This window comes from Mycoplasmopsis agassizii, from assembly GCF_002272945.1.
Classification (GTDB): Bacteria; Bacillota_I; Bacilli_A; order Mycoplasmatales; family Metamycoplasmataceae; genus Mycoplasmopsis_B; species Mycoplasmopsis_B agassizii.
On the sequence record NZ_NQMN01000008.1, the window covers coordinates 1 to 579 of the forward strand.

The 579-nt window shown below is 36.4% G+C and carries 1 protein-coding gene; it reads left to right on the plus strand.

The window, feature by feature from the left end; genetic code table 4:
- Positions 1 to 579 (plus strand): hypothetical protein (locus CJF60_RS05270; protein WP_180737988.1); only part of this gene is annotated, 579 nt, incomplete at both ends.

Sequence of the window (579 nt, forward strand, 5' to 3'; positions counted from 1 at the left end):
AACCAACTGAGATAACACTGCAGGATCATTACAAGTACAATTATTACTTTCAAGTGGTAGTGGAACTGATACTAAGTATTGAAAATTCACTAAAGGTGAACAAGAAGATCTATCTGCAGCTTCAGTAACATCACAAACAACTAAAGATGGTGCAACAGGTCGTGATGCTAATGTTACAGGCTTTACTACAGGACAAGCTTATTTATCAACTCAATTAGCAAGTTATACTTATAAAACAGTTGCTGCAACTGATGCTACTAACCTTAAAAAGTTATCTAATGTGTTTAAACCACTTGCTGCAGCAGTAGAAGGGCAAGAAGCACCTGCTGACACTCGTTTAAAAGAAATGGTAACTACACTTAACGCTTTAAAAGCTGAAAGTGTAACAGAGCTTGATGCTAACGCTGTTGTTGGTTATACTTTAAGTGCAACTGCAACAGATAGTAAATGAAGCGTTGCTAAAGAAGAAGATGCAACTAAATTAGCAAAAGTTACAGGTGCTTTCAAAATGCAAGCAGGAAGTCAAAGTGCTGGTGCTGAGATTACTATTAAAACAACTTCTGATTTAGGTGAGTATAC